Source organism: Legionella sp. PATHC039 (assembly GCF_026191275.1).
Taxonomy (GTDB): domain Bacteria; phylum Pseudomonadota; class Gammaproteobacteria; order Legionellales; family Legionellaceae; genus Legionella; species Legionella pneumophila.
This window is the reverse complement of sequence record NZ_JAPHOP010000001.1, coordinates 826153-852986: the sequence shown is the minus strand read 5'-3', so window position 1 is coordinate 852986 and position 26834 is coordinate 826153. Positions and strand designations below refer to the sequence as shown.

Sequence of the window (26834 nt, the reverse complement as noted above, 5' to 3'; positions counted from 1 at the left end):
TAATGGAACATTACTCACTGGCTCAATTATCAAAGGCTCTTCATAATCGAGAATTTTCAAGTGTTGAATTAACACAACACTGCATTAACAAAATTCAAAGCAATAAAGACTTGAATGCTTTCATCAGCCTTGATGAAGACCAGGCTCTTAAAGAAGCGCAATCGGCTGATTTGGTACTAAAAAATGGAGAGGGAAAACCACTGACTGGGATCCCCATGGCTCTCAAGGATTTGTTTTGTACAAAGCGATTAAATACAACTTGTGCTTCAAAAATGCTGGCTAATTTTCAAGCCCCCTATGATGCCACTATCGTCACAAAATTTAAACAAAATGGCGCAATAATTATTGGAAAAACCAATATGGATGAGTTTGCCATGGGATCCTCTAATGAAAACAGTTACTTCGGTTCGGTAAAAAACCCGTGGGATAGAGAAAGAGTGCCAGGTGGATCATCAGGCGGTTCGGCAGCAGCGGTTGCTGGAAATCTGGTACCTTTTGCAATTGGCTCTGACACCGGTGGATCAATTCGTCAGCCAGCAGCCTTTTGCGGGATTAGCGGGATAAAACCCACTTATGGATTAGTCTCTCGATACGGAATGGTTGCCTTTGCCTCAAGCCTTGATCAAGCGGGACCATTTGCGAAGTCAGCTGAAGATCTGGCCATGATACTTCGCTGTATTGCGGGGTTTGATAGTAAAGATTCCACGTCAGTTGATAGAGTTATACCTGATTATTCAGCAGAAATTAAAAAACCAGTAGACAAAATACGCATAGGACTTCCTTCTTGCTTTTTTCAACCTCAAGTCGAAAAGGGCATCCAGGATGCCATACGTGATGCTGTGAAATTATTTGAGAGTCTCGGGGCTGAAATAATTGAAATCGACTTGAAACTTCAGCCACTTTGGGTGCCATGTTACTATGTTATAGCTTGCGCAGAAGCTTCATCAAATCTTTCGCGTTATGATGGCATAAGATTTGGCTACCGAAGCAAATCCGCATCAACCTTAATTGAATTAATCACTAACTCTCGAAGTGAAGGTTTTGGTAACGAGGTAAAACGTCGAATTCTAACTGGAACTCATGTGCTCTCATCCGGTTTTTTTGATGCCTATTATTTGCATGCACAAAAAGTGAGGCGTTTGATTCGAGATGAGTTAATTACAATTTTAAATTCAGTAGATGTTATACTTGGGCCAACAACTCCTACCACCGCTTTTAAATTGGGTGAAAAAATAAATGATCCCATACAAAATTATTTGGCAGATGTATTTACTGTAGCAGCCAATCTTGCAGGCCTACCAGCTATTTCTATACCAACAGGTTTTGAAAATAAACTACCAATTGGTTTGCAATTAATGGGCAAGCACTTTAGTGAAAGCCGCTTGCTTGCAATAGCACATCATTATCAGCAACACACCAACTGGCATTTAGCCAATCCTAACAAGCAAGGGTGATATATGGAATGGGATACCGTCATTGGTCTTGAGGTACATGCTCAATTAAAAACCAAATCAAAATTATTTTCAGGAGCATCTACTGCTTTTGGTGCCACCCCTAACTCGCAAACGAGTTTTATCGATGCTGGTTTGCCTGGTGTTCTCCCTGTATTAAATGAACAAGCCATCATAATGGCTATCCAATTTGGTTTGGCAATTCATGGAACCATTAATGAGCTATCTGTTTTTGAGCGTAAAAATTATTTTTATCCTGACTTGCCCAAAGGCTATCAAATCAGTCAGTATCAAAAACCCATTGTTACTAATGGCTATTTAAATATACAGTTTGGTAATAACCTGGAAAAAACAGTCCATATTGCACGCGCTCATTTAGAAGAAGATGCTGGCAAATCCTTACACGATGCCCATACTGATTACAGCGGGATCGACCTCAACAGAGCAGGTACCCCATTATTGGAAATAGTCACAACCCCTTGCTTGTACTCCGCTGAAGAGGCGATTAATTATTTAAAAACTCTGCATCAATTAGTAAGATTCCTTGGAATATGCGATGGCAATATGCAAGAAGGTTCTTTTCGGTGTGACGTCAATCTGTCTATAAAACCTAAAGGCAGCTCAGTTTTAGGCACACGAACAGAGCTTAAGAATCTGAATTCATTTCGTTTTATAGAAAAAGCCATTGTTTTTGAACAAGCAAGACATCAGGATATATTGGAAAGCGGTCTGTCAGTCATCCAGGAGACTCGCCTTTACAATCCTGACAATAACACAACTCAGGCGATGAGAGGCAAGGAAAATGAAAATGACTACCGTTATTTTCCTGATCCTGATTTATTACCAATTCATATTGACAAAGAACAAATTGAAGAGATTAAAAATAACCTGCCGGACTTGCCTGAAGCAATTTACAAAGAGTTAAAAAACACTCCGTCCCTAAATGATGAAGACATTAATTTCATATTATCATCACCGGACACTTATCAATATTACAAAAAAATTAAATCCCTTTGCCCAGCTGCTGATAAAACAATTATCAACTGGTTAAAAGGCCAATATGCCGCCTTTCTTAATGAACACAACCTGACCTTTGAAACACCACCAATTTCAGCTAAAACCATGGCTGCTTTCCTTAGCAAAATTCAAGAGAAACGTATATCTTCCAGTATTGCTAAAAATATTTTCAGTATGCTTTGCGCAGGTGAAGAAGATATTGATGCGATTATTGAACGCGAAGGCTACCAGCAACAGAATGACAACTCGGCACTGGAAGAAATAGTTGAGCAAATAATCAAACAATATCCCAAACAAGTTATAGAATACAAAGCCGGTAAAGAGAAATTATTAGCTTTTTTTATCGGACAAGCGATGAAACAAACCAAAGGGAAGGCAAATCCCGAGCAAATTAATAAGCTATTAAAACAACAGCTTACATGAAAATTTTTAAATATGGTATTATTAGATCAGGATAATCCAATAAAAACTGAAAATACACGGTTGATTGATAATAGGGCTAGTAGTATTAGCAAAATGAGATGTTAAAATCTTAGAAAATACCTCAAATGTTCTAGGCAACGTCCCTGAGGCTTTTTTAGACAAGATTTAATCGTGAAATGAGCACATATTTTTCACTTTCACTTCGCCCCGCCCCCTCTCCAGCGAAAGGCATCATCATACTACCAAAGTTCCTATCGCGGGAGGGGCAAGTCGAAGTGTAATTAAGAACATGGTTCTGGCAACGCAGCCAGAACTTTAAGCCGAGTGAGTTCGAAAAATATTTTTCGCTACATAACTGCAAGCCTCAAAGATTATTAGCATGAATATTAGTCGGTGCAATAGGGTTATCCCTACAGATTTTCATGCGTCAAAAAGTTCAGAACCCTGGAAATACTATTTCATCGTCCATTTTTTGGGTATTGCTTCAAGATCAATACCCTCTTCCTCGCCTTCTTTTACAACCCTATAGCGAGGCACTAAAGGCCAATCGGAATTCAATTTTATATACACTGGGTTACCATTCACGTTGGTTTTATAGAGGGCACTAGCATCTTTTTCATTCTTTATTTTTTCCCAGATGAATTTATTGTTTTGGTTGAATAATGTACTTTTAAACTGATTAGCTTCCCTTAGAAATTCCTGAGAATAATATCTTATAGTAGGTCTCGTGCTAGAAGCAAAAAAATGAGGTGAAAAAAGTTTTGAAAACATTTCAATTAACTCCTAAGTAATAAAAAGTCTATATTATATAGACAAAATATCTTTATTTGACAAATAATTTATCGAATAGATCAGGGTAAAATCATAAGTTGACTATATAATATTTATTTTGACTTATTGTTAACCAATAAAAATCGGAAATGACTTATATCTATATAAACCTATATTATTACAATTCTATGAAAACCAAAGTAAAAGCATAAGCTTGACAAATGATCAACATGGATCATAATTATACTATGCTAATTTGTTTTTTTAAATCATATGAAAGACAAAATAAATAAGGTGGGTGGGCTAGGATTTTCTCCTGCTAGAGGTTATCACGCAACGGGTTCAAATTTTGATGCATTTAGGTATTTCAAGAGTTATTCTATTAAGGAAGATCGATTAACTTATGTTAATGCACATTTAGACTTTTCTATTCTAATAAATCAAATTACAGAAAAGTATTTTAGTCGCGCCCAAAATGCTTATGAAATTCGAGTTATGTATGATCCAAAATGTGCTCAAGAACCTGTTATGAAAGAGTTTGTTTCTGAAGAGCGACTTAAACAATGTGCGCAATGGGGTCAAGAATTTCATAAAGAGGTAGCAGAGATTACGAGTGAAACCATTTCGAAAAATAAGGGCAACAATGAAGTATCAATAGAAGAATTACAAAACCAGCTTGCAATAACGGTAAGAACACTTATGAAAGGTTCTGCTAGAGATCGTCAAAATAATTTTGAGGAAGGAAGGGAATATCTTAATAAAATCCATGCAACTGAAAAAAATAAACATGGTGATTTTATGGGAGCACCTCATAGCGAGTTAATCAAGAAAGTAAACCCGTCTGAATCAGCACAGAAAAAGCGTAATGTAAATCAAGTTTTAGAATTATACAAAAAAGATCCACCCAAAGAGGGTCCAGAAAATAGCTAAGTGAATTTTTAATTTAAATTAAAAAAGGACTCAATATGTCAATAAACACTGAAGTGTTGCATCAAAAGATTACATGGGAAAGTAAAGAACATTCCCTATTTGTTACTTATGTAGATGGAAAAGAATGGACAGTACATTTAAATCCGGATTTCCCTCTTGAAGATATGTTCACACTGAAAATTGATAAGGATACTTTGAATTTTAATCATTGGCCTGAAAATTGGGATTATGATTAAAACAAAGAGTCGGTCGATAAGCCGGGTTCTGTCGTGGACAACCATTCATCTGGGACATGCGTCACCGCATACCTCAAGCGACCTACCCGAATCCCGTATGGGCCATACGTTATGACTTTGCAGTCAAATGGATTCCTATTTGGTCTTGCTCCGAGTGGGGTTTTCCCTGCCACGACTGTTACCAATCGCGCGGTGCGCTCTTACCGCACCATTTCACCCTTACCCACGATTCCCAAAGGAAAAACAGGCGGTATATTTTCTGTGGCACTTTCCGTAGGTTCACACCTCCCAGGAGTTACCTGGCACTCTGCCCTATGGAGCCCGGACTTTCCTCCCCTTGCTCTTAGGCAAAGAGCGATTGCCTGACCGACTCTGAATTCAATATTAGCAGAGTGCCCAGGCAAAGGCCATAATTAACGATGAATTTCTATTAGAATACCGCGAAAAATAACTGAACTTGGAAAGTATTAGCTATACCACTGAATTAAAAGTCACGAGTACCAATGAATTCATCATCAAAATAACGCTTTAGTTTAGTGCGCAAAGTACCACGACTTACACCAAGCACTCGAGCAGCTTTTGATTGATTATAGCGAGTTAATTCCATAACAGTCCGGAATAAAGGGGCTTCTACTTCCTCAACAATCAATTGATATAAGTTTAAATTAGCATCCTTACTACCGACACTTGTTAAATAACCTTTAACTGCACTAATCACTTGATGTGACAAGGCATCGTTACCTTGTGTCACTTGTTGCATAACTGCACTCATTTTAATCTCCTAATACAAATTTAATGAACATAAATCATGTCCAGCACATTAATTTGGCTCTAACACCATGACCGATATAATACCAAATATCCCAAAGAGTGTAAACATTGTTTTAATGATATTCATTTATTAAGGAATTATTAAGTCATTATTGTATCATTTTAGTTAGGTTTGTAAAAATAATTGCATTTATTTTTCTAAAAATTTACTTTTGAAATAATAACTATTAAACATGAAAGAAGTAATCACTGCTTTTATAATTAGAAATTTTTCGGGGATTAATAATTTAACTAGTAAAAAGAATATAAAACCATGAGGCTGTATATTGCGACTGCTCTTCAAGCCAGCCGCTTATTGATAATATTAAAAAAGCATCGTAGACTTTCTGCTTATTTTACTGACTTACAGTAAAGCTCTCTCCACAACCACATTGCCCTGTCTGATTGGGATTATTAAAAATAAATTTATAATTTAAACCTTGTTTCACATAATCAACTTGCATATTTTTAAGAAATGGATAACTTGTTTTATCAATGCATACCAGATAATCTTTAGATAAAGAAGCTATCATATCTCCTTCTGAAGGTTCTTTTACATAATCCACTACATAAGATAATCCCGAGCAACCCGTCTTTTTTACAGACAATCTTACCCCCTTGTTTCCTGGGTTTTTCTCCAGATAGGTGACCAGGTGCTTTATTGCCGATTCACTGAAAGCGATGTTGGGGTTCGTACTGCTCGCTTGTTGTATTTCTACACTCATTGCTTTACCTCTCAAATTTCTTACGCATCAAAGTCAATGCTTCTTTATATATGTCCTCTACCTGGACTGCTACAGGATACTGATTATTTGTTATTTGTAATACATTAATTAAAATCTGAAAATCTATTAATGGAAGTGATTCCAAAGTCTTACCTTCAATCTGACAACATATCCATTCCATTGCCGCAATAACATAAGGGCTACCATTCGTTTTAAATCTGGCTTTGGATATGAGTTTATCTCCGTCACATTTTATATAAAAATGTACTGTATTCAGTTGATTAATCGGTTGACTTTGTACACCTATTACAAAAGGATCATTTAAATCCAGCTTACCAATATGTTGTGGCTGAAAAAAATAATCCTGTACAATTTTATTATACATCATAAAGGCGATAATTCGTGCAGCCGACTCACTTGTATGCAAATTATATCAATTGCCTTCTTTATTTGCACCTCAGAAGTGAAGCGTCCTATGGATAAACGAATAGTTGATTGCGCCTCTGTATCAGTCAAACCAATTGCCCTTAAAACATAAGATGGTTGAATACTGGCAGAAGAACAGGCAGAAGTAGTTGATATCGCTAACTCACTTAAAGCAAACAGCAATGAATCTCCATTTAATCCAACAAAACTCACATTCAGATTTCCAGCGATACGCCTGTGCTCATGTCCATTCAGTTTAATAGCAGGTAAATGTCGTATTCCGTCCCATAGTTGTTTGCGTAAATTTAGAATACGCGTCTGTTCAGGAATTCTATCAGCCTCCGCAATAGCAAAAGCCTCACCCATGCCGACAATTTGATGGGTAGGTAATGTTCCTGAGCGCAATCCACCCTCATGCCCGCCACCGTAACTTAAAGGCTGTAAACGAATCCTTGGCTTATGCCTGACATACAGAGCCCCTACACCTTTAGGCCCATAATTTTTATGAGCAGAGAATGACATCAAATCAACTGAAAGCTGGCTCAAATCGATTGGCAATTTACCAGCACTTTGAGCCGCGTCAACATGAAATATAATTCCCCTGTTTCGTAATAGCTCACCAATAGATGCAATATCTTGGATGACACCAATTTCATTATTAACATGCATGACAGAAACCAGAATAGTATCTGACCTAAGAGCAGATTCCAGTTTTCCAAGATCCAACAAACCATCTGATTCCGGATTAAGATAGGTGACTTGAAAACCTTCTTTTTCCAGTTGGTGAAAACTGTCAAGCACAGCTTTGTGTTCAGTGCTCATAGTAACCAGATGCATTCCTTTGTTTTTATAAAACCGGGCAGCTCCTAAAATTGCCAAATTATCTGCTTCTGTAGCTCCTGATGTAAACACTATTTCTTGGGGTGAGGCATTAATAGTTTCTGCAATTTGAGAGCGTGCCTGCTCAACTGCCATGGAGGCAACTCTCCCATACTCATGAGTTGCTGATGCAGGATTACCAAAATCCCCTTCAGGGCCTAAATATTTTATCATTTGCTCAACAACGCGAGGATCAACGGGTGTTGTTGCCATATAATCAAAATAAATCGGTTTTATTGCCAATTTTATTGCTCCTATTGTCTTTCCTTGCCCACTCCAATGATTTCTGAACCTGGCTAAGCATACCTCTTAAAATACTAACTTCCATTTTTTCAAGGTTGATTCTATTAAACAGTCGCCTCACTCTTTGCATTAATCTCCTTGGATTAGAGGGCTTTAAAAAATTAATTTCAATAAAAACTTCTTTCAAATGCTCATAAAATTGCTCTATTTCATCAGCTGTAGCCGGTTCTTCATTGCGCAGAGCTACTTGAGCACTTGGTGATAATAACTTCATACGAAGTTCATAAGCGATAATTTGTACTGCCTGAGCCAAATTTAATGAACTGTACTCAGGATTGCTTGGGATATTGATATGATAGTGACATTTTAACAGCTCTTCATTAGTAAGGCCTGCGTGTTCTCTACCAAATACAATGGCCACTTGAGTATTATCTGATTGTTGATTTATCAATTCTGCACAGGAAGCTGGAATTAATCCAGGTAATGACAGTCCACGGGGTCTGGCACTCGTCCCTAAAATCAACTGACATCCAATTAAAGCTTCGTCCAGGGTATTTGTAACAACTGCTGCATCCAGAACATCATCAGCTCCAGCAGCCATTTCTTTTGCTTTGAGATCAGGAAATGACTTTGGATTAACCAGGTACAGTGTACTTAGCCCCATGGTTTTCATAGCTCTTGCAGTAGAGCCTATATTGCCAGGATGGGAAGTTGAAACCAAAACGATTCGAATAGAACTTAACTTCATAAAAAATTATTCCAAATACAATAGATAACTATATCATAGGATTTATTAATTGAACTTCTCTTTGTTTAAAAAAAATGTGTTAGAATTGCTGATTTTATAGCTAAAGAGTATATCCATGGAACCACTTTTAAATATTGCTGTCAATGCTGCGCGACAGGCTGGTGAAATCATTAATCGTTATGTAGAGCAAGTTGATCGTTTAAAAATAACTCCCAAAAACAGCCATGAATATTTTAGTGAAGTGGACATTAAAGCGGAGCAAGTTATCATTAATACGATACATAAAGCCTATCCAGAGCATGGAATTCTTGCTGAAGAAAGCGGCATTCAGCAAAGCGATAGTGATACAGTCTGGATCATTGATCCATTGGATGGCACCTCAAATTATCTTCATGGATTCCCTTTTTATTCTGTATCCATAGCCCTGAAAATTAAAAATCGTCTGGAGCATGGTGTTATTTACGATCCCCTGCGACATGAGTGTTTTGCTGCAAGCAGAGGGCGCGGGGCAAGGCTAAACGATAGAAGAATCCGTGTGTCCAAGCAAACTCAACTCAATGCCTCTCTGTTAGGCACAGGTTTTCATTTTCGAGATGCAACTCTTGCCCAGCGATATTTACCAACCTTTGAAGCATTGATTGGAAAATGCGCTGGAGTTAGAAGAACAGGTTCTGCTGCTCTCGACTTGGCTTATGTTGCAAGCGGTCGTCTGGATGGCTTCTGGGAGTTTGGGTTACGCCCGTGGGATATTGCTGCGGGAGCTCTGCTGGTTCGAGAGGCCGGAGGATTAATAAGTGATGTCCAGGGTGGAGAAGATTTCCTAAATTATGGCGACGTAGTAGCAGGAACTCCTAAAGTATTTAAGTCACTTTTGCAAACCATATCACCCGTTTTAAAATAAGTTGTCAATTTAAGCTCATTTAAGACGTTCATTTAGGCTTATCGATTTTAAATTATTTTCGAATATCCGCTCTCTCGAAGCTGAGAAAGCGGATAAATACTCCTCTCCACTCTTATCTTAATCCTGGCTTCATTCCTAAAATTACTGGCAACTCATCTGCCATCGCCGTGCCCAAATTTTTAGTTAGGCGGTCAAAGACATTTTGCTTGTAAGTATAGTCAACTATATCAGTAATTTTAATTACCTCTCGCGCCAACTGCCCGCTACTGGCATAACCATCAATTAAACCATTAGCCAACGCTTGCTCGCCAGTCCAAAATAACCCGGAAAAAGTCTCATCATCAACATGTAATCTATTTCCTCTTCCTTCTTTGACACGAGTAATAAATTGCTTATGAACTATATCAAGCATGGTTTGTAGCTTTTCTTTCTGAAATTCAGTCGTTGGGGAAAAAGGGTCCAGGAAAGCTTTATTGACTCCTGAAGTTTGTAATCTGCGTGAAATACCAAGCTTCTGCAATGCATCAACAAAACCAAAGCCATTATATAAAACACCTATTGAGCCGACCATGCTTGCAGGACTTGCATAGATTTCATCTGCTCCAACTGCAACATAATAGGCAGCAGAAGCACACATATCGACACAAACAGCGTAAGTTTTAATGTTTGGTTTTAGACTTTTATAATATTGTAAAACATTATAAATATATTCCGCCTGTACAGGACTGCCTCCAGGGCTATTTATCCGTACAATTAATGCTTTTAATCCTTTACTTTTATAAGCCTTCTCAATTCCTTTAGTGAAATTATCAGCACTTGCTGAACTGGAATCAGCAATTTCACCGTTAATATCAATTAGTCCAATATGCTCTTTATCCTTAGATGCTTCCGTGGTTTTGGCGACTGAAACAATCTTATAAGATGAATAAACTAATACGACCAGGATAATAGCTCTTATAATCCATTTCCATCGACGCTTTCTTTTCCTTTCTTGGAGATAGTCAATTACCAATTGATTAAGCAAAGCTTGTGAATCCAAATTAGAATTAGAAGATGACTCATTATTCATAAAAAACTCTTGAAAAAATGTAAATAATACCCATTTTATGGCATGTAAACTAGAATTAATACCCTAAAATAACTAGAAAGGTGTTCCTATGCGAATGGACAAACTAACATCAAAGTTTCAAATGGCTCTTGCAGATGCCCAATCCCTGGCTTTAGGTAGAGACAATGGATTTATAGAACCAGAACATTTAATGAAAGCCTTGCTTGATCAGCAAGGCGGAAGTTGCAGACCTCTTCTCAGTAAAGCGGGTGTTAATATACCACTATTAAGAACTTTAATTGACCAAGCTCTGGATAAACTCCCTAAAGTATCAGGCACCGGAGGAGATATTCATATATCTAATGCATTGAATAGACTACTTAACCTGACTGACAAATTATCGCAACAAAGAAAAGATAACTTTATTTCAAGCGAGCTTTTTGTATTAGCAGCGATAAATGAGGATAGTAACCTTGCAAAAATACTCAAACAAGCCGGGGGTGACAACAAAGCAATTGAAAAAGCGATTGATGAGTTAAGAGGTGGAGAAACGGTTAATGATCCAAATGCAGAGGAACAGCGACAAGCCCTTGAAAAATATACACTGGATCTGACTGAACGTGCCGAGCAAGGAAAATTGGACCCAGTGATTGGGCGAGATGATGAAATCAGACGCACCATCCAGGTATTGCAAAGAAGAACCAAAAATAACCCTGTATTAATAGGTGAACCTGGTGTTGGTAAAACAGCCATAGTAGAAGGTTTGGCACAACGAATTATTAATGGTGAAGTACCTGAAGGATTAAAGAATAAACGCTTACTGGCACTGGACATGGGTGCCTTGATCGCGGGTGCAAAATATCGTGGAGAGTTTGAAGAACGTTTAAAAGGTGTGCTTAATGATTTGGCAAAACAAGAGGGTCAAATCATATTATTTATTGATGAATTACACACTATGGTTGGCGCTGGCAAGGCTGAAGGAGCTATGGATGCCGGGAATATGCTCAAGCCAGCATTGGCTAGAGGTGAATTGCATTGCATTGGGGCTACGACATTAGACGAATACCGACAATACATTGAAAAGGATGCTGCCCTTGAACGACGCTTTCAAAAAGTACTGGTCGATGAACCCAGTGTGGAAGACACTATCGCTATATTAAGGGGACTTAAAGAACGTTATGAAGTTCACCATGGAGTTGAAATTACAGATCCCGCTTTGGTTGCTGCAGCAATGCTATCCCATCGTTACATCAGCGACCGTCAGCTACCTGATAAAGCCATTGATTTAATTGATGAAGCCGCCAGCTTAATCCGGATGGAAATTGATTCAAAACCAGAAAGTATGGATAAACTGGAACGACGTTTGATTCAGCTAAAAATCGAGCGTGAAGCATTGAAAAAGGAAAATGATGAAGCGTCTAAAAAAAGACTTGTTGATTTACAAAAAAGTATCGATGAATTAGAGCAAAATTATTCAGACTTAGAAGAAATTTGGAAAGCTGAAAAAGCGACCATGCAAGGATCGACTCAAATTAAAGAAGCACTTGAGCAAGCCAAACTGGAAATGGAAACTGCAAGAAGAGCAGGAGATTTAAGTCGCATGTCCGAATTACAATATGGACGTATACCCGAGCTGGAAAAAAGATTAAGCCAGGTCTCTTCCGTCGATGCTATGGAAACAAAGTTGGTACGCAATAAAGTCACCGAAGATGAGATCGCAGAAGTTGTTTCAAAATGGACAGGAATCCCAGTATCTAAAATGATGGAAGGAGAAAAGGAAAAACTGCTGAAAATGGAAGAAGCTTTGCACAGTAGACTCATTGGCCAGAATGAAGCGGTGGATGCTGTTTCTAATGCCATAAGACGGTCGCGCGCAGGCCTGTCTGATCCTAATCGTCCAATTGGTTCATTTCTTTTTCTGGGGCCAACTGGTGTGGGAAAAACTGAACTATGTAAAGCACTTGCTTCTTTTCTTTTTGATACGGAAGAAGCGATGGTGCGCATTGATATGTCTGAATTTATGGAAAAACACTCTGTCGCGCGCTTAATCGGAGCGCCTCCTGGCTATGTAGGATATGAGGAGGGTGGCTATTTAACTGAAGCAGTCAGACGCAAGCCCTATTCTGTTATCTTACTTGATGAGGTAGAAAAAGCTCATACAGATGTATTTAATATTCTGCTTCAAGTTATGGATGATGGCCGTCTAACAGATGGTCAGGGACGTACTGTTGACTTTAGGAATACCGTTATTGTTATGACCTCTAATCTGGGATCTCAACTCATTCAGGAAATGAGCAGCAAATTTAATTACGATGAGATTAAGGCTGCGGTAATGGATTTAGTCAGCCAACATTTCAGACCTGAATTTATCAACAGAATTGATGAATCGGTGGTATTCCATTCCCTGACAAAAGAACAAATTGCAAAAATTGCAGCAATCCAGATTAACTATTTACATCATCGGCTGAAACAACAAAACATCACTCTTGAAGTCACAAGTGAGGCTTTATCTCATTTGGCTGAAGCAGGATTTGATCCGGTCTATGGTGCCCGCCCTCTAAAACGTACTATTCAGCAAAAATTAGAGAATCCCCTAGCTCAATCATTATTGACTGGAAAATTTAAATCAGGGGATACCATTATTGTATCTTATAAAGACGGAGTAATGGAATTTTCCAAGCAATGAGTATGCTTATCATTGGATAACAACGCTGGAGTCCTTATCCAGGACTCCAAAATTACGAGGCAACGTTTCAAGACCAAGCTGGGTAAACACATCAAACAAATAAAGACGTAGTGCGAGTCTCTGAATTATCTTCCTGAGCTTTGTTTACTGTTTGAACTTTTTTAGCTAAAGCCAATTCTGTTTGAAGAATAAATGTATTCATTGATCCTTTTCCACCAAAAAAATCAAAATTAAGCTCAACTTTAGGATTAGCTTCAAAATATGTTTTAAGAAGCCTGATTGCGTCCAGCATATCCTTATCAGTCAACTCATTGGGATTTATTTCCACACCCAGAGCCTGGTGAATGCAAAACCGTAATTGCTCCTTTACGCCCTCGTTTTGTAATAACAAACAATAACCACCCAAAGCCCGATATCTTGCAAGACTGTTATTACAATTTTTCATTGCTTCAATAAACGAACCACAATCCATCGTGCTAAAATTTTCCTGAATATGTCCGGTATACAACAGATCAATAATTTTTTCCTGTAAAACGTTCGATTCAATTTGAGCTTTTATTTGCTCTTCCATCAGTTCCAAGGATATGGTTTTAAAATCGGAACAGGTTTTTGGCAAGAGTTTGCCTAAATGAGTCAAAGCCTCTTCAATTTGATGTTGCTCTTCTTCAATTTGTTTTACCAAGGATTGAATGAAATTTATGGCCTTGAATTGATTTAAAACAACAGGGTTACGTCTTTTGTGTTCATCAATAATTTCTTGTAAATAGGTTTCAAAATTCTTGTCTGCTGCAAAATGAGGATAGCTTTTATAGCGGGGCATTTTCCCCTCATCCTTCCCTATAATCAATTGCATATTATCACGAAATGTTTCCAAAGCAGTTACAATCGTTGTTACATCAAGAATTTTCAAGTCGTTTATTCTATAATTTTTCTCCATCACCTCAGGTAAACCTAAAGCGAGTCTTATTGCTTGAAACAATCGACAATCCTTTACATCAGATGGCGGTTTATATTTAAAAAAAAATGATGGGACGGGAATGTAAGAATTAAAGTTATCATACTCCTTAATCAGTCTAAAATAGCGATGCAGCAAAGCACCTAACAAAAACAGGATGGCTTGCTTGTTTTTTTCCTCATTATTTTCTTTTAAAACTTCTCGCAATTCATTACTTAATTGTTTAAAAACATCTCTGGCAGTTTCTCTATCTGTTTTGCAAATCACAACCTTATGGGTCCGAGCTAATAATGTTTCCAAAGTATTGCTAATTATTTCACCACTCGATACCGCTTCAGATACAGGAGGATCAGTAATAATTTTATACCTGCCTAGCAAGGTAGAGAATACTGTCTCTAAGTTACGAGTATTTACACTTAATATTTTGAACTCGGGCGGAGTAAAAGTCATAGTGTCTCCTGTCTAAAACACGCTATTAAGTCCTAAAGTACGCATAATTCCTTTATAAATATCATAGAATGAAGTTTCCTGTTTCTCCCTGGAATGACGTAAGGCATGAATATCTGCTTGCACCGTCTTACCTAAACGGCGAATTAAGTTGTCATAAATGCGTTCATTACGGTTTTGATAGGCAAATGAACAATATTGACTTAAAGCCTCTAAACTGGCATCAAACAAAGTGTCACTCATCTTTTGTGGGGAGCTCACTTGCAAATCTCTTTGAAATAGCTCAACCAAAGTGCTATTCATTAAATTCGAAACAGTAGAGCTATAATGTGACCACATCATTAAATAAATTCCAGTTAGTACCTTTTTTTTGAATTCGTTAATATTTTTTGGAGTTACAGCAGAGTATCTTGTGACACCCTTAAGATAAGCGATTAAGTCATCGTCATTCTCGCTATCCAGGCTATAAGCAACCAATTTAATCGTATGAGTATCTTCAATGGCCGCAGTATTGGGTAATATCACTGAAAAAAAACAAAAACAGCCTAAGGATGGTATGCTGCGTTTCTTTAATTGATCTGTTAATTTCAATGCATTTTGCTGAAATTCTGCAAACTCTAGCATGGTTTCCCTCCCACAAGGGCCCACCCGCAAGAACCGCAGCGAGTAATACGCCTTTGATGATCAAGACTCTTTTAATTTTTATATCAACCTACACATAATATTGCAACTATTAATTTAACTATTTGCCAACAAATATTTCAAATCGCCAATTTTATTTGGATGAAGAAAATAAATATATTTTTCCGTAGGTTATTCTAAACTCAAGAGATACCTTTTACTGTGATGATCTTTTTGTGTTGGGGCTTTGCAAATAATAGGACATGACTTTTATTTCACCTGCTTCTCAATATCATTATATGTTCTCAAGACATTTCAGAATAAAAATGAATCGTTACATAAAAAGTTTATCTATAGAATCGATCAATTGTTGATGAATTCCATTAAATCCTCTATTACTCATTACCAATACAGCATCGCCCTCTCTTACTGTTTTGATAATTTCTTTAACTATCTCTCCATTGTTTTTGCAAATTTTATACGGGCAAGTCCAGGAGCTAACAAAATCTTTTAAATTAAAATCCTGAGGCTCCAGGACATAGGCACCATCAACAGGAGCTAAAGCATGAGCCATTTCTCCGGCATGTACACCCGTTCTCATAGTATATGAAGCAAACTCCATAACAGCAAAAATACGTTGATGTCGTCCACTTCTTTTTAAAGCATCAATAGTTTTAGTAATTGCGGTTGGATGGTGGGCAAAATCATCATAAACGGTTACTCCATGTCGATTGGAACGAACTTCAAGCCTTCGTTTCACTGGAGAAAACTGTTCTAAAGCCTTGGCTGCAACCACAGGATTTACTCCAGCATTCCAGGTAGCAGCAATTGCAGCCAAACCATTTTCTACATTGAACTGCCCTATCAACGGCCAAGATACTTCAGCAACCACTCCCCCATTATGGAGTATTTTAAATTGTGAACCACTATCGTCAATCAGTTCGGCAACCCATTCGGCCTCTCCAGATAGTGCTAATGTTTCAATACGCGAAAATTGACCTCGTGATAGAACTTCATTCAGAGCCTTATCATCTCGAGGTTTGATAGCCACACCACTTTTGGGAATTGTTCTTAATAAATAATGAAATTGTTGTTGAATAGCTGCCAAGTCCGGATAAATATCGGCATGATCAAATTCTAAATTATTTAATACTGCAATATTTGGTCGATAATGCATAAATTTAGGTCGTTTATCAAAAAAAGCACTATCGTACTCATCTGCCTCTATGACAAACCATCTCCCTTTGCCAAGGCAGGCACTGGTATTAAAATCACTAGAGACGCCCCCAATGAGAAATCCCGGATTCATTCCAGCTTGATCCAAAATCCAGGCAATCATTGAAGTGGTAGTCGTTTTGCCATGAGTTCCAGCTACCGCAATCACCTGATATTTTGATAAAATATTTTCGGCAAGCCATTGAGGGCCTGACATATATGGTTTTCCCGACTCCATAACTGCTTCAAGAACCGGCATTCCCCGCTTAATAGCATTACCGACTATAACCATGTCAGATTGCAATGCTAAAGTGGAATCATCGTAGCCCTCAATCCATGAAATGCCTTTGGCAGCAAGCAAATCACTGATAGGTGGATAGCAATTGGCATCGCTGCCTGTCACTCTATATCCCGCGTCGCGAGCGAGTAAAGCCAAGGCACTCATAAAGGTTCCACTTACTCCTAGTATATGCAAATGTGTCATCATGTCATCGCCAAAAAGAAATAGTTAAAATATTAACAGCGACTAAACCAAAAGCAGCTAAAACTGATTTTACCGGTGTAGTGCCTAAAGCAAATTTATAAATATGGGCTGTAATTACAAATTGCCAAATAGAAAGCCCCAAAGTAATGAACAAATATATCATACCTATAAATAAAAAAATGGGGGTTTTAAGATTCTCCGCAGACAAATAAGTGTCAATTAAGAACAATGGTGTCGCCAAAACATGTATAATAATATAGGCACTCAATAAACATGTTGATGTTTGTACAAGCCTGGACGCAAGATTTTGAAACTTTAAAATAACATAGGTATAGAATATAAAAGACAAAATCAGGCTCGTAGCCATCATTAAGCTTAATGACCAATCGCGGGAAAAATCAAGTTCGGCGATATCCCATTGAATCAGCATTATAATAGAGAACAGAACACTCATTACTATAAGAAGAAAAACGGAATAAGGAGAATTCTCCGGGGTTTCCTTCAATAGGCTAAGACGCCAGTAATAAGAAAATAGTAATTTTAATGTATTCATAATTATTTTTTGATTATTTTCTTGAGGCTTAAGCGCTCTCTGAACAAAGCAGAATATTTTATATTCCTCCATGGGCCCTAAGTGACTTCATAACTGTTTACTAAATAATCTTGTCTTCCTTTAGTTAAGGCAATTTCTTCACTATATTAAGCTGTTGCACAATAGGCTGATCCCAAGGGCCAGAAATTTTATAACTATATCCCGCAATTTTTTGCATGCTTTGATTAATAATTTTATTTGCAATCCATGCAGCAAGACCAGCAATCGGACCTCCGGCTATCGTAGCTACAACGGGTAAGCTGGCAGTGATATGCGGTGAAATGTTTAAATCCAAATCATATAATCGTCTTACCAAATCCAGATCCCCTTTCATACTAGCATAAGCTACTGGGCCATCAATGTAACTGTTATTGGTGCTCATAATGCCATTATTGACATTAAAGTTGCCTTTAAATATATCAAAACTGTAGCCATCATTTGAGAGATCACTAAAATCAAGTTTTAACCGTCTTGGAATAGTTTGCAAACTCAATATGCTTAATAATTTCCCTAAACCAAGTTTCTCTTCAGTCTCCGGGCTCAAATGAGTAATGCGGCCATTTTTCAACTGTAAATACATGGAACCATTCAACTTGGACAGAGAAAAATCATATAAGGAACCTTGCCAACCCCCATGAAATTCTATATATCCCTTCCCTGCATCCACCGCTGGATTAATCGCCCAACGATCAAGACTCTTGGCCAAATCTTTCAAATACATTTTAGACTGTAGCTTTGTTTGATTAAACTTCCCTTTCTGAAGCCATTCCCCTTCAAAATTAGCTTGATAATAAGGTGAGTCTATCCTGCAATAATCAATCTTCCACTGTTCTGATGTAGAATGACTTTTAAGGGTGATATTCCCAATTTGAATTTTTCCAATTGAAAAATTATCAACTCTTAAATTCAAATTGGGGATTTGTCCAGGAGTAGCATGTGAAGGAGTATCTTTATTATTTTTTGAAGATCCGATTTCAGATAAATGTAAGTATTTGACAAAGCCACTCAGAGAATTGGTTGCCGAATGGTAGGTTAAATCCGCATCGACTTTTTTCTGTTTTAAATTGACTGACCAATCATTATCAGGGCGTTTTTTCGCATACAAAGACATGTTATCAAACTGCTGATTCAAAAAGTTTAGTTTACTCATTTTTACATCAATAATATTAACCAAACTCAAGAGTGAGGGGTTCACATTCTCTTTAGAGAATCTGTTTATTACCTCTTTCCATGCCTGCAAATCAAAGCCGTCTAAAGTACCAGCTATACCGAGGCCAGGATGGTCCTGATTTACAGCTTGCGCACTACCTAAACGTATTTGACCTGATTTTAACTTAAACATGCCTTTTTGCTTTTGCATCAATAGATCCGTACTTAGTCGTCCATTGTAATTAACTCTTAAACGAAGAGTCTTTTGTGGATTAAAGTCCAGATTAACCTGTAAGGGGTTTTTTTCTTTATATGTTTTTCCTAAAGGTACTGGAAGATCAACTGCCAATCCAATCAAATCGGAACTCAACTTCATATTATCCAAATCATTAGGATCGTCGGTAATTTTTAATAATGCCTTAGCTAAAATATTCCCTTTGAGTACAGAAAAAATAGGTAAGTGCAATTTTTTCTTTAGCGATTCTACAGTGCATTCACCTTCAATTGATATTGCGGTTAATGGTTGTGGAGATTTTTCCGATTGAATTTTAATATTCAGGGGGTAGCCGAATGCCCTAGCAGTTAAGGCACTATCCTGGATGCCTTTTTCATTAAACAGTAAATTTCCAGTAACATCCCTTACAGAAAAATCTCCCATCTGATGCTTGATGTTGATTATATTATTTTCAAAGGTTAATTCACCTCGGGCCAGATTATCATCATTCTCTGGATAAAGAGGTATTTCCAAACGCAAATTGAGTGATAGCATCCCCTTTATTAATAATATTTTTAAAGCAGATAATTTTTTCTTTAATGGGGAATTCATAACAAAATTGAGCATTTGTTGTGCTTTCCCATGCACAATTCCATGAATTAATAAGGTTTCCCTATCTTTGCCAATATCATCAATACGCAAATTCATTTGTTTAAGCGGAGTTCCTTGAGCATCACCATCAATAATATCAATGTCAAGATTTCTATTTTTTAGTTTAATATAACCTTCCAAGTCTTTAATCAATCGCCATTCTGGAGTAATTAAAATATCTCCACCGACAACATGGCTTACTATAGAAAACTCCCCATTGCCATTATCAAATGGAAAATCCTTCGCCATTCCATTAATAGTTATCTTGCCTGTTGCTTGCCCTAAACGTTTGATGTCATTATTTAACCAAGCAAATAACTTGGCTTTCATGTGTTTTTTAGGCAAATAAGGCATCCACTTCTGTAAATTTTTCCCAGAAAAATTACCCGCTAAACGAATATTGCCTACAGAATTTTGGGTCAGCTGATCAAAAGCGCCTTCCAGACTAATGGTCAATTCGGGTTGACTTGCGACCAAGCGTTCAATACTCAACCGCAACCCATCATTTAGCTCTTTCCAATCAAAAGCACCATTGAAAATCGCCAGTTTTTGGGTAGGGTAACCTTTGATATCGAAAGTTGAATTCTCGGAATCTAACTCAAGGCGTCCTTCCATAGACTGCCAATTTAAAACGCCGGATAAATTACTCACTCCAGGAATATTATCCTTTGCTCTCCATCCTAATTGATCAAATCGAGTTAAAATATAATTAATTTGATTTTCTTTGATCAATACCTGAACATCACTCAATATTCCATGCGGTTTTAACTGCAGTACATTTTGAATAGCCGGCGGCCAATTAATCGCTTCGGATAATAGTGACTCTACAATAAGGGATTTTGTAAAGATTTGATAGGTATTCTGATTTTTATTAAAACGAATTGACAATTGGTTCTCTGGCCAAGTGACCCCTGCTACTCTTAGTTTCATATGGTCTGCCTGGAACTGCCACCCTTGTTTATCCAGTTTCCAGCCCATGTTGGCATAAAATGATTGGATCAACTTACTATTTTTTTTATTTAATAATTTCCATGCCAGACGCTTAAGTCTCAATTCTGCCTGAATTGATGAAATATTCCCTTTCTCCAAATCAACCCATAATGAAACGTTTCCTTTACCTCCCTCCAGTTGCATTGAGGATTTTGGCAATAAATTTTGCCATTGTGCGGGTAAAACATTAATAGCTGAAAAATAGAAGCGTCCATTGGTGTTCTCAATTTGAGAAGGATCGAATTGTACATTCCCTAGCAGTTGGAAAACGGTTGCATTCGTTTGTTCGAGTCTTGCTTCCCCCTTTATCTTATAATTTCCCCCCTTATTCACTATCGACAGGTTTAATTCATTAACAGGGATTAATGACCCGTCATTAAAATGTAAGTGAGCGGAAACATGCCGTACAATTAATTTTTCCTGCTGAGCAAGCCAATCTAATATTTCCCTGGTTTTTTCAGGTGTAATATCAGTGTCTTTCATTGCATTACGTGAAATTCCCTCAATACGCCAATGCCCGTCTTTTTCACGAAAAACTAAATGCATATCATCGATATAAAGTACGCCAGGTTGAATGCGCCAATTCCATAGGGATTTAAATAAATTAACACCGACAATTAACCTATCGAGATAAATTGACTTATTATGACCATCATGAATTCTTATATGTTTTAATTTGACTACTGGTTCAAACCAGTACCACCCTGTTTCCATAGTTTGAACAGTAACCGGTTGCCCCAAAAGTGAAGTCAAATGCTCTTCTACCTCCCCTTTATATTGTTTAGCCCAGGGAGTAAGAGCGCGAAATACACTGGAAAAGACAGCTGCAACAATTATAAGGACGGCCAATCCCATCCAAATTTTTTTAAAAAATTTATTTGCCAAAAGGTTATTATCGGTCATGTTTTAAACTACTATACCATTGCTTTTGCGCATATTCATCAGTTTCCTTTTGCTCAATACGCTGTAATTGCTTCAGTTCAGTTCTTTTTACGCGTTCAATTAACTTATTTATTCCTTCTTCTGAAGTTTTTGCTTGCTTATAATTTAAATCCGCCTTCATCCTGTTTTTTGCAAGTTGACTCAAATAGGAGTTTAATTGTACCAAAGCAGTATCCAAATGATTAATAAAATTAATTCGGTTGCGTAAAGGCCCTACGTAACTTCCTTGTTGCCCCAATACTTCCAGTTGTTGTAAATAATCTTGTCTGTAACCAACTAATTGTTCATGCCTTGCTTTATTTTGATTAAATTGCTCTCTTGCTTTCACTAACTCTATATAGGCCTGTTGAGTCGCTTCCTGTTTAATTTTTAATAACTGAATCAAACGATCTAATCTGTCACTCATTGGTCATTCCCTACCAAAGTTGAAATCAGTTTGGATAACGATAATAAACTCTCATCGTAGCCTACTTGTTCATCCATTCCTTGCGCTAGGTAATCTTTGAGTTTATTCACTGCTAATATCGCTTTATCCACCAGGGGATCGCTTCCTTTTGCATAGGCTCCTAATAAAATTAAATCCTTGTTTTTTTCATAAACAGACAAGTATTTTTTAAACAATAACATATCTTTCATATGTTGTTCAGAGACAACGCCCTGCATAACTCGGCTAATAGAAGCTTCAAGATCTATTGCAGGATACTGCCCTTGCTCTGCAAGCGCTCTGCTTAATACAACATGACCATCCAAAATAGCTCGTGCCGCATCTGCTATGGGATCTTGCAAATCATCTCCCTCAGTCAAGACAGTATAAAATGCCGTAATTGAACCACCCCCCGAAGTCCCATTTCCAGCTCTTTCAACCAATTTAGGCAATTTGGCAAATACCGATGGCGGATATCCTTTTGTAGCAGGAGCCTCACCAATCGATAACGCGATTTCTCTTTGTGCCTGGGCAAAACGGGTTAAAGAATCAATCAGCAAGAGAACATGTTTACCTTGATCCCGAAAATACTCAGCAATGCTTGTTGCAACCTTCGCGCCGTGCAAACGCATCAAAGGGCTTTCATCCGCTGGAGCGGCAACTACAACCGCTCGCTTCAAACCTTGCAGACCCAAATTGCACTCAATAAATTCTTTTACCTCGCGCCCACGTTCTCCAATTAATCCAACCACAACAACATCAGCTTCAGTAAAACGCGTCATCATCCCAAGCAAAACTGATTTGCCAACTCCACTTCCAGCGAACAATCCTATCCGTTGTCCGCGGCCAACAGTTAATAAGCCATTAATAGCACGAATCCCAACATCCAATGGAACTTCAATAGGGGCTCTTTTTAAAGGATTGATCACTTGCCCTATCAATGGATAAGTCTCAACCATTTCACTAGGAGGTCCATCGTCTATAAACATTCCCGAACCATTTAATATTCTTCCTAACAATTGATGGCCAACACTTACTTGAGCAATGCGTCCGGTAGGAATAATTTTCATTCCAGGGGCTATACCTTGTATATCACCAATAGACATTAAATAAACACTTTCATTACTAAAACCAACAACTTCTGCCTGAACAGAATGTTCATCATTGATTTTAACCAGGCAACGCGCTCCTACAGGCTGATTAAATCCCTTTGCTTCTATGGTTAAACCTATTGCTCTGCTGATTCTACCACAATGTAACAGTCCAGAATGATGTTTATTCCTTGTTCCTGACAAAATTTTATGGAGTTGTGTTTGGTAAATGGCCATCACTATTCCTGAGAAACGCCCATTGGGATTATATTCTCTTTATTAATATATTCATTGAATAAGGTAGTTAAACGCGTTTGAATTCGACCATCTAACTCGCTGTGTTCACCTTGTAAATAAAAATCTCCTCGATTTAATGCTGGATCAGCCACCAATAACTCATGAAGACCGGGGATATTACTTTCAGAAAATACTTCTTTAATCCATCGCACATCATCAGGATGCATGCTTATAGACTTCTTGCCAGTTAAAGAAGGTAACTCACCTTTTATTTTATTTAATAAATCATTTAGCTTATCTGGATTAACAGAAAGCTCAACAGCAACACAGTGTTGACTTAACCAAATGATGGTTTGAATGATTTCCTGCGTCAATTGCTCATCTAAAATTTGAACGGGCTTTTGAATTAAATCCAGCCATTTGGAGAGCTCCGCTTTAATTGCATTAATTTCTTCTTGTGCTTGTTGAAATCCATCTGCATAACCTTTTTGAAAAGCTTCCTGCTTAACTACCTCCAATTCATTAATCAACTCTTCTTCATCAGACGGCGAATTTTCAGCATCGTTGGAAACCTGATACTTCCAAGTGGTAAATTCAATTTTTTTTACCTCTTTATTATACGGCTCAAATTCATTTGACATAGTTATCCAACCTTATCCCGGGCTCAAATCATACCAAAAATTACCACTTAGGACAAATAAAATACAATTCCAATACGGACTCTTGCTTAATGATTTTTACTATTTTCATAAAAAGTCTAAAACTCATCCTGGGAAAAGGAACTAGATTAATTCATCTCCCCCCTTTGCTCCCAGGCTAATCTTGCCATCTTCAGCCAGATTTCTTGCTATGGCTAAAATATCTCGCTGGGCACGCTCCACATCACTGACTCTTACAGGTCCCTGCACCTCGATATCATCTCTGAGGAGATCAGCGGCTCGCTTAGACATATTCGAATAGATTTTTTCTTTCGTTGTTTCAGTAGTACCCTTCAATGCTAATTTTAATTGATCAGATGTCACCTCTCGCAATAAAGTTTGTACACTTCTATCATCCATGTCTTTGATGTTTTCAAAAACAAACATCTTATCTCTTATCTTTTCACTTAACTCCTCATCCCAATCCTTAATCCTCTCCAGTACCTCTTCTTCCATAGCACCATCCAAAAAATTAATCACATCTGCTACGGTTTTAATTCCGCCGACAGAAGATGATTTACCTGTGGTTTGACCACTTAGCTGCTTTTCAATCACATGTCCAAGTTCAGAAATTGCTTCAGGTTTTACTGTATCAATATTACACATTCGTAATAACACTTCTGCTCTTTTTTCTGCGCTAAAGTAACTCACCACTTCAGCGGACTGCTCACTGTCCAGATGAATTAATATAGTGGCAATGATTTGGGGATGTTCATTACGAATCACTTCAGCTATCAGACGTCCATCCAACCATTTCAGCTTATTCAAACCACTGTCTTTATTTGATACCAATATTCTATCAATAAATGGAATTGCCTTTTCTTCACCCAATGCCTCAATGAGAACGGTTCTGAGGTAATGCTCTGTATCAACGGTTAAGCTGGTTTGATCTTCGATTGCGCTGATAAAGTCAATCAGAACATTCTGCATTTTCGCCTTACTGACGCTATTCATCGTTGACATAGCCATTCCAACTTTTTGTACTTGCCTGGGCTCTAAATGCTTTAATACTTCTGAAGCATTTTTTTCTCCCATGCTTAACAATAAAATAGCTGCTCGCTCTATTCCGTCCATAATTACCCCCGATCAACCCATGATTTCACTACTTGTGCGACGCGTTTGGGCTCTTTATCAACCACTTGACGAAGCAAACTCAGCTGAGTTTCATAATCCTGAACATCTCTGAATGATATTTTTCCATCTAATGTAAAGTCTCCTGTATCCTGATTATCAGTGGCTTGATCTATGTCTTTATTACTTGCCAATGTTTTTAACATAGGTCTTAATACACCAAATAGGATTGCCAATATAAAAAGAGCCCCGCCAATCTGCTTAATCACAGACCAAAAACTGTCTTTTTGCCAGAAATGTTCTTCTGGAATTGCTTCTATAGGATCTGGCTTTACAAAACTGCTGTTGATCACATTCAAGCTATCTCCCCTCTTAACATTCAATCCTATGGCATCAGAAACCAATAACTTTATTTGTTCAATTTCTTCTTTAGTTAGCGGTTTCTTCTCCAGTTTCTTGGTTTTATCATTCATTACAGGTCGATTATCTACCAATACCGCAACCGACAAGCGTTTTATTGTTCCTGGCTGATTTTTAGTATGACTTATTGTTTTGTCCAATTCGAAATTTTTAGTGGTTTGCATGCGAACATCCTTTGCCTGCATTTGATCTGACGATGTTTGTTGAGGTAAGTTATTTGGCGTTGCATTTTGTTGAGGATTATTTTTTTGCCCAAGAGAACTATTTGGTTGAGGAGTATTTGATAATGTCCCAGGAACCCCGCTTGCTTCATTTGACGCATTACGACTCTCTTGCATAGTTTGTTCGCTGCGTAAAGCGGAGAGCTCCGGATTGAACAATTCTTGAGTTTGTTCATAGCTGGTAAAGTCAATATCTGCAGATACTTTGGCCCTGACACGGCCGTATCCCAATATTGGGGTTAAGATATCCTGAATTTTTTGAGCGTATTGATGTTCCAGGTTTTGTCTGTAATCAAGAAAACGCTCGGTCTCCGAAAAGAGGTTATATCCGCTACCCTCATTTAGCAATTGTCCGTCTTGATCAACTACTGTTACTCTTCCTGCGCTTAAATTCGGAATACTTGATGCTACTAAATTGACAATTGCTGCAATGGTATGTTTCTTTATTTCAAATCCTGAATACACATCAATAAATACAGAAGCACTAGGCTCTTGTGAGTCTCTTACAAAGGCTGACTCTCTTGGAATTGCCAAGTGTACTCTGGCCGATTTAATATTATTAAATTTACTGATCGTACGTGCTAATTCAGCCTCAAGAGCTTGCTTATATCGGGCGTTTTCCATAAATTGGCTGGTATTAAACACACCACCACTGCTACCTAAAAGATCATGACCTATGGCAGTATCGCGAGGCAATCCTTGTGCGGCTAATTTCAAACGCGCGCTTTGCAGCTCATCAGCAGGCACCATCAACAAGCCATTATTCTTGTCAATTTTGAAATCAATACTATTGCGCTCTAAAATAGTCATAATCTCTGATGAGTCCTGCGCGTTGAGCTGACTATATAAAGGAACATAGCTTGGATCACGAGACCATAGAACCACTGCCACACCTATTGCAATACTGGCCGCCAATCCAAACAACACTCCAATTTGGCGTGGTATAGATAAGCTTGCAAATTTTGTAGCTGCTACTGAAGCATTATCAGCCAATGCCATGATTTACTCCTGTAATTTTTATCCTTTTTTCCAGAATACTTCACTATGAGCTTAAAACTTTACTGAGAACATTTGCAAACTCATTATGGTATTCAAAAACCCCATAAAAACCTGTTATT

23 protein-coding genes and 1 other RNA gene are annotated in these 26834 nt (G+C 37.8%); 6 read left to right on the top strand and 18 right to left on the bottom strand.

Annotation, left to right across the window (positions count from 1 at the left end; translation table 11 throughout):
• Window positions 1-2 precede the first annotated feature (2 nt).
• Both gatA and gatB read left to right on the top strand, forming a co-directional pair.
• Window positions 3-1454, top strand: a complete 1452-nt coding sequence (gene gatA, locus OQI99_RS03905) for an Asp-tRNA(Asn)/Glu-tRNA(Gln) amidotransferase subunit GatA (RefSeq protein ID WP_265731322.1) — start codon at window positions 3-5, stop codon at window positions 1452-1454.
• A 3-nt stretch (window positions 1455-1457) separates the two neighbouring features.
• Window positions 1458-2891 (top strand): Asp-tRNA(Asn)/Glu-tRNA(Gln) amidotransferase subunit GatB, encoded by a 1434-nt coding sequence (gene gatB / locus OQI99_RS03900; protein ID WP_061512561.1) that lies wholly within the window; start codon window positions 1458-1460, stop codon window positions 2889-2891.
• Window positions 2892-3344: 453 nt separating this feature from the next.
• Here the strand turns inward: gatB and OQI99_RS03895 are convergent, their stop codons facing one another.
• A complete protein-coding gene (locus OQI99_RS03895) occupies window positions 3345-3662 on the bottom strand; it encodes a hypothetical protein (RefSeq protein ID WP_061512560.1) in 318 nt (105 codons plus the stop codon).
• A 273-nt stretch (window positions 3663-3935) separates the two neighbouring features.
• Here OQI99_RS03895 and OQI99_RS03890 point away from each other — a divergent pair, with 273 nt between their 5' ends.
• Window positions 3936-4592, top strand: coding sequence for a hypothetical protein (locus tag OQI99_RS03890; RefSeq protein ID WP_265731321.1), 657 nt, complete (start codon window positions 3936-3938; stop codon window positions 4590-4592).
• A gap of 35 nt (window positions 4593-4627) precedes the next feature.
• Window positions 4628-4828, top strand: coding sequence for a hypothetical protein (locus OQI99_RS03885; RefSeq protein WP_061512558.1), 201 nt, complete (start codon window positions 4628-4630; stop codon window positions 4826-4828).
• A 1-nt stretch (window position 4829) separates the two neighbouring features.
• Here the strand turns inward: OQI99_RS03885 and rnpB are convergent.
• The 6 genes from rnpB to trmJ form a co-directional block, all read right to left on the bottom strand.
• Window positions 4830-5202: RNase P RNA component class A (gene rnpB, locus OQI99_RS03880), an RNA gene on the bottom strand.
• Window positions 5203-5312: 110 nt separating this feature from the next.
• Complete coding sequence (locus tag OQI99_RS03875; RefSeq protein ID WP_010947469.1) at window positions 5313-5600, bottom strand: helix-turn-helix domain-containing protein; 288 nt, start codon at window positions 5598-5600, stop codon at window positions 5313-5315.
• A 394-nt stretch (window positions 5601-5994) separates the two neighbouring features.
• A complete protein-coding gene (locus tag OQI99_RS03870) occupies window positions 5995-6363 on the bottom strand; it encodes a HesB/IscA family protein (RefSeq protein WP_061512557.1) in 369 nt (122 codons plus the stop codon).
• A 4-nt stretch (window positions 6364-6367) separates the two neighbouring features.
• Entirely contained in the window at window positions 6368-6751 is a 384-nt protein-coding gene (locus OQI99_RS03865; protein ID WP_265731320.1) for an iron-sulfur cluster assembly scaffold protein, read from the bottom strand.
• Window positions 6748-7881: an IscS subfamily cysteine desulfurase gene (locus OQI99_RS03860; RefSeq protein ID WP_322783714.1), complete on the bottom strand. Its 1134-nt coding sequence runs from the start codon at window positions 7879-7881 to the stop codon at window positions 6748-6750. Before OQI99_RS03860 ends, OQI99_RS03865 begins: the two co-directional genes overlap by 4 nt.
• 4 nt (window positions 7882-7885) lie before the next feature.
• Entirely contained in the window at window positions 7886-8659 is a 774-nt protein-coding gene (gene trmJ, locus OQI99_RS03855; protein WP_011946705.1) for a tRNA (cytosine(32)/uridine(32)-2'-O)-methyltransferase TrmJ, read from the bottom strand.
• A 115-nt stretch (window positions 8660-8774) separates the two neighbouring features.
• Here trmJ and OQI99_RS03850 point away from each other — a divergent pair, with 115 nt between their 5' ends.
• Entirely contained in the window at window positions 8775-9560 is a 786-nt protein-coding gene (locus tag OQI99_RS03850; protein WP_010947474.1) for an inositol monophosphatase family protein, read from the top strand.
• Window positions 9561-9672: 112 nt separating this feature from the next.
• Here the strand turns inward: OQI99_RS03850 and OQI99_RS03845 are convergent, their stop codons facing one another.
• Complete coding sequence (locus tag OQI99_RS03845; protein ID WP_011946706.1) at window positions 9673-10629, bottom strand: S49 family peptidase; 957 nt, start codon at window positions 10627-10629, stop codon at window positions 9673-9675.
• Between the two features lie 88 nt (window positions 10630-10717).
• Here OQI99_RS03845 and clpB point away from each other — a divergent pair, with 88 nt between their 5' ends.
• Window positions 10718-13294 (top strand): ATP-dependent chaperone ClpB, encoded by a 2577-nt coding sequence (gene clpB, locus OQI99_RS03840; RefSeq protein WP_265731319.1) that lies wholly within the window; start codon window positions 10718-10720, stop codon window positions 13292-13294.
• Window positions 13295-13385: 91 nt separating this feature from the next.
• Here the strand turns inward: clpB and OQI99_RS03835 are convergent, their stop codons facing one another.
• From OQI99_RS03835 to fliF, 10 genes are all read right to left on the bottom strand, one after another.
• Window positions 13386-14699 (bottom strand): lpg1751 family Dot/Icm T4SS effector, encoded by a 1314-nt coding sequence (locus OQI99_RS03835; protein WP_011214016.1) that lies wholly within the window; start codon window positions 14697-14699, stop codon window positions 13386-13388.
• Window positions 14700-14711: 12 nt separating this feature from the next.
• On the bottom strand, window positions 14712-15359 hold the full coding sequence (locus OQI99_RS03830; RefSeq protein WP_072356259.1) for a lpg1752 family Dot/Icm T4SS effector: 648 nt from the start codon (window positions 15357-15359) through the stop codon (window positions 14712-14714).
• Window positions 15360-15651: 292 nt separating this feature from the next.
• Window positions 15652-17019: a UDP-N-acetylmuramate:L-alanyl-gamma-D-glutamyl-meso-diaminopimelate ligase gene (gene mpl / locus OQI99_RS03825; RefSeq protein ID WP_011214018.1), complete on the bottom strand. Its 1368-nt coding sequence runs from the start codon at window positions 17017-17019 to the stop codon at window positions 15652-15654.
• Between the two features lies 1 nt (window position 17020).
• Complete coding sequence (locus tag OQI99_RS03820) at window positions 17021-17641, bottom strand: hypothetical protein (protein ID WP_011214019.1); 621 nt, start codon at window positions 17639-17641, stop codon at window positions 17021-17023.
• Between the two features lie 52 nt (window positions 17642-17693).
• Complete coding sequence (locus tag OQI99_RS03815; protein WP_011214020.1) at window positions 17694-21515, bottom strand: YhdP family protein; 3822 nt, start codon at window positions 21513-21515, stop codon at window positions 17694-17696.
• Window positions 21505-21960, bottom strand: a complete 456-nt coding sequence (gene fliJ / locus OQI99_RS03810) for a flagellar export protein FliJ (protein ID WP_011214021.1) — start codon at window positions 21958-21960, stop codon at window positions 21505-21507. Before fliJ ends, OQI99_RS03815 begins: the two co-directional genes overlap by 11 nt.
• A complete protein-coding gene (fliI, locus tag OQI99_RS03805) occupies window positions 21957-23306 on the bottom strand; it encodes a flagellar protein export ATPase FliI (protein ID WP_011214022.1) in 1350 nt (449 codons plus the stop codon). The genes fliJ and fliI overlap by 4 nt, the downstream gene beginning before the upstream one ends.
• A gap of 2 nt (window positions 23307-23308) precedes the next feature.
• Window positions 23309-23947: a flagellar assembly protein FliH gene (locus OQI99_RS03800; RefSeq protein WP_011214023.1), complete on the bottom strand. Its 639-nt coding sequence runs from the start codon at window positions 23945-23947 to the stop codon at window positions 23309-23311.
• Window positions 23948-24088: 141 nt separating this feature from the next.
• The gene (gene fliG / locus OQI99_RS03795; RefSeq protein WP_010947485.1) at window positions 24089-25078 is read right to left on the bottom strand and encodes a flagellar motor switch protein FliG; all 990 of its coding nucleotides are present in this window, start codon (window positions 25076-25078) and stop codon (window positions 24089-24091) included.
• A gap of 2 nt (window positions 25079-25080) precedes the next feature.
• Entirely contained in the window at window positions 25081-26715 is a 1635-nt protein-coding gene (gene fliF / locus OQI99_RS03790; RefSeq protein WP_011214024.1) for a flagellar basal-body MS-ring/collar protein FliF, read from the bottom strand.
• Window positions 26716-26834: the final 119 nt, after the last annotated feature.